The sequence below is a fragment of the Catenibacterium sp. co_0103 genome (assembly GCF_004168205.1).
Lineage (GTDB): Bacteria > Bacillota_I > Bacilli_A > Erysipelotrichales > Coprobacillaceae > Catenibacterium > Catenibacterium mitsuoka_A.
In genome coordinates this window covers 1-4,174 of the sequence record NZ_RCYB01000130.1, presented here as the reverse complement: position 1 = coordinate 4,174, position 4,174 = coordinate 1, and the positions used below count along the sequence as shown (strand labels likewise).

The 4,174-nt window shown below is 30.6% G+C and carries 4 protein-coding genes; all 4 read right to left on the bottom strand.

Annotation, left to right across the window (positions count from 1 at the left end; all coding sequences use genetic code 11):
• Positions 1 to 61: 61 nt before the first annotated feature.
• The 4 genes from EAI80_RS12140 to EAI80_RS12125 all read right to left on the bottom strand — a co-directional run bounded on the left by EAI80_RS12140 (position 62) and on the right by EAI80_RS12125 (position 4,096).
• The gene (locus tag EAI80_RS12140) at positions 62 to 307 is read right to left on the bottom strand and encodes an ABC transporter substrate-binding protein (protein WP_129982247.1); all 246 of its coding nucleotides are present in this window, start codon (positions 305 to 307) and stop codon (positions 62 to 64) included.
• Between the two features lie 116 nt (positions 308 to 423).
• Positions 424 to 1,836, bottom strand: a complete 1,413-nt coding sequence (locus EAI80_RS12135) for a polysaccharide deacetylase family protein (protein ID WP_129982246.1) — start codon at positions 1,834 to 1,836, stop codon at positions 424 to 426.
• 326 nt (positions 1,837 to 2,162) lie between these two features.
• Positions 2,163 to 2,360: a hypothetical protein gene (locus EAI80_RS12130; RefSeq protein WP_129982245.1), complete on the bottom strand. Its 198-nt coding sequence runs from the start codon at positions 2,358 to 2,360 to the stop codon at positions 2,163 to 2,165.
• A gap of 5 nt (positions 2,361 to 2,365) precedes the next feature.
• Positions 2,366 to 4,096 carry an ATP-binding cassette domain-containing protein gene (locus EAI80_RS12125; RefSeq protein ID WP_238634607.1) on the bottom strand — a complete coding sequence of 577 codons (1,731 nt, stop codon included), beginning with the start codon at positions 4,094 to 4,096 and terminating at the stop codon, positions 2,366 to 2,368.
• Between the last annotated feature and the right edge of the window lie 78 nt (positions 4,097 to 4,174).

Here is a 4,174-nt window from a genome sequence, read left to right as displayed (position 1 = left end):
AGAAATAAGGGGTGAGATTCACCCCTTACTGCGTAATAATTAAAATTTAGGAAACCCCTAGTTATTTTAAATTACCATTCTTTTCTATACCTACTAACTGATCATTTACTCCTAATGCAAGGCATGTAGAAGTTGTTATATATGAAGTGCTTACTACACGTTTTACTTGGTCTTTAATTGTAATCTGACGTCCTATCTGATCATTCACAATAATTGCATCAGATTCTTCTTCTTTATCTGAAGAACATCCAGGTAATAATGAGATGAGTAAAAATAGACAAACAATTGAAATAATTCTTTTCTTCAAAACAAATCTCCTTACGATATTATTCAGTATATTTTCCGAAAAAATTATATCATGAAAATATGAATAATGAACAAAAAATATAGGATACTAAAAGAAAAAAGCCTCGAATGAGGCTTTTAGTTTAATACTCTTTGATGAGGTGTAAATGTTGTATCATTAATACCCTTGAATGTATAACCAAGGCTCTGATAATGTTCAATAACTTTAGGTAATGCTTCTACAGTTGTATTCTTTGCAGCTGTATCATGGAATAAGATCATAATCTGATTATTACGAGAAGCTGTTGCATTCGCAATAAGTCTTGCAGTAGGCACATTATTACCTGATGCATCTCCACTGCTGACATTCCAGTCATAATACTGATAACCTTTTTCCTGTACCATTCTAGTAAGATTACTCATAATACCTGCAGAATAATGTCTAGAAACTGTATTAGAACTTCCTCCAGGGAATCTAATATAACGAGGAGTAAATCCAATAAGACCCTTAACCATATCACCTACTTTATTTAAATCATTAAAGTAAGCATCAGTAGAAGCATAAACAGTACGATAATCATGACAATAAGTATGAAGTGCTATAGTATTACCTCTCTTATGTGCTTCCTGAATTAAGTAATTATATTTCTGACCATTACCAGTCACAAAGAATGTTGCTTTCGCATGATATCTATCAAGAATATCTAACACACGCTGAGTATTCTGAGAAGGTCCATCATCAAATGTAAGATAAACAACCTTTTCACCAGTAGGTGCAACTGCATTGGCAGGACGTGGATTATTTACAATAACAGTCTGTGTATACTTTCTTTCATTACCAGACTTATCTTTAGTTGTATAGATGACTTTATAAGTACCTGCTTTTCCAAAATCTACTTTGCTGCTGTCTACAGATACCTTAGGATTCTTATCAAAATCATCTTCTACAGTAATACCCTTCATGAAATCAATGTTAGAACCTATTGTCGTATCATAATTTTGAAGACCTGCAAGTAGTGGTGCTTTAGTATCCTTTACAGCTTTCACATTTACTTCTTTTTCAGTCTTATTACCACCCTGATCTTCTACAACAACAGTAACCTTTTGTGTACCTTCTTTATCAAAAGATACATCTTTCTTAAAGTAAGTCTTAGTCTTTGTTTCATCTTTAATATCAGTCACAAGTTCACTTGCTTTAACTTTAGTACCTACTTCTACTGCTTTATTCACTACCTTAAATGTAGGTTTCTTAGTATCTACAACTTCTACATTTAATACGTAGTTCTTCTTGTTTAATGTATAAGTAATCTTATACTTTCCAAGTTTTTTGACGTTAACTTTAGAATTATCTACAGTCACATCACTCTTATTACCTCTTACTTTTTTAATAAAAGACATAGGATTGTAAGTACTATTGATTTCAATATCCTGTGTACTTTCATTAAAGCTAACAGCTGGACGTGTCATAAAATAAATGCCTAGACCAAGCACTAAAACGACAATACAGCCTAATAGGACATATGCCCTCTTTCTTAAATGATGTTTTTTCATTTCTATTCTACCTCAACTTTATATCTTCAACAATTTTGTATTATATATCTAATATGTGTAATTTGTGTGGAAATTAAGAAACACTTAAGAACTTTTTTTAATTACGTATTATTTCATACGTTGTCATCAGGCATCACTTCCGTTTTCAACTTAAAAGAAGAATTACGAAGGGTTGCGTACCTTCGTCATAACGACCAAGGATAACCACCTACCGTATACGGTTGTTTCACATAAAAATTATATCATATAAGCACAGAACTATAGATAAGTTGTTGAGTATTGAAAAAAATCGGAGAGACGTTTTTCCCTCCGAATTTAATATGTGATTAGTTTTCTTTTCTTTTTATAAACCATAAGGAGATAATACCAAGCAATAAACTAATCGCAAAACCAATACCGAGAAGTTCATAGTTGAAATAAGAATACGTGGTATTATTCACAACTTTCACTGCAGGAGTCATACTTACAATAAGACCAGTAATAATACATCCTACAGAGACTATAATAATGGGTAGTTTTTTCATAATCATCACTCACTTGTCTTTAATAGATTTCCTTCATTGTTTGATCTCATTAATACAAGAAAAGTCAAACAAGGAATAATTAGAATAACTGAATTCACTAGGATTAAGATAGAAATAGCTTGTTCTATCATTATAGAAGGTAATATATGATATTGGAAGAAGAATAGAGATAGGACTGAAATCATAGATAGAATGATAGATACCAGACAATAAGAATATCTTTCTTTCAATATTAATTGTAGACATTGTAATCTATTAAGTCCATTCACTAATAGTAGTGCATATTGATAACGTCTAGAAACAATATCAAATATTCCAATAATAAAACATGTACTTATAAACATGACAAACATAATCATAGAGAACTGTTGTATCATTTCAAATCCAAATGTAGTTGTTTTATTTAATATTGCAGAAGAAACAGGATTATAGACCTTTATATCAGAATCATGTTTTTTAATAAACTCAGTTACAGATTGAATGTTCTTATATGAGTTTACTTTGATGATATAGACATTGGACTGATATGTATTGTTTTGTGTATATTGATTTACTATCTTCTGATAAAGATTTGGAGATATATAAATAATGTTTTCTGTTGTTTTTGTATATCGGTTATGAATATCTTTATCTGTGACATTTGCATTAACGAGTTCAAAAGGAATCATGTTGAAGGTGTAGGTATTACTTGTAGGTATTTGAAGAATACCTTTGATATGGATAGTCTTGTTTAGTTTTTGATAGAGAGAATAAGAAATATAGACATGATCAGTATTGAGTTGTTTATTCTCAATACTGAATGATTGTTTTGTATAAGTCTTATATGTTTTCATATTCCCATAATAAGGCTGTATGACAATAGTCTCCTGCGTATTTAAGACATTCCATTGGAAGAATGGCTGAATACTTTGAACCATACTGTTGTTGGATATGTCTTGAATGAGTGTTTTAGGAATAGGCTGACCGCCCATATCATAAGCATTACCACCATCTTTATAAGAAATCCTTAATTCATTATCAATTGCTTTATTAATCATAGTGTCTGTTTCTGTTTGATAATAAGCTTGAAAGCACATCATATATGTCACTATGATCATCATAATACTTATCACAATATTTCTTTTATAATGGATTCTATTGGACTTCTCAGCCTTTAAGTAATAGGTAACAGGATTTGTATGAATATGTTCTTTAGGTTCTATTTTATTGATCTCTGTATAAGATTCTTTCTCTAATATGATTTGCTGGTGCTCTATATGGTAATGTATATCAGCAATCTCCAACATCCCCATATCATGTGTCGCAATCACAACTGTCTTATGATATCTATGACATAATTCATGAATAATCTTTCTCATATGTTCTCTATTGATCGTATCTAGATAAGCGGTAGGCTCATCTAGAAAGATAATATCCGGATTCTTCATCATACAGCATAATATAAGTAATCTCTGTTTTTGACCACCAGATAAAATATCTACTTTTCCATTTAAATCAATATTTAAATCTAATTCATCCAATAGCTTCATCATTTGATCTTTATGAAATGGAACTTCAGCAAGCTCACTAAATAGTTGAATATTCTGTATTGCTGTTAAATCATCAAATAATCTACAATCCTGAAATACAAAACCATAATCATTACTGTCGGTATAAAACTCATTCTTGGAATAATGTGTTAGTCCTGCGAGTTCAAATAATAAAGTAGATTTACCAGAACCACTTTCACCAGTGATTACAGATAATATGAAATGACCTCCTAGTTGTCAAAACGTGGATTTAAACTCATAATAAGAATAGAAAACAAAAAGTGA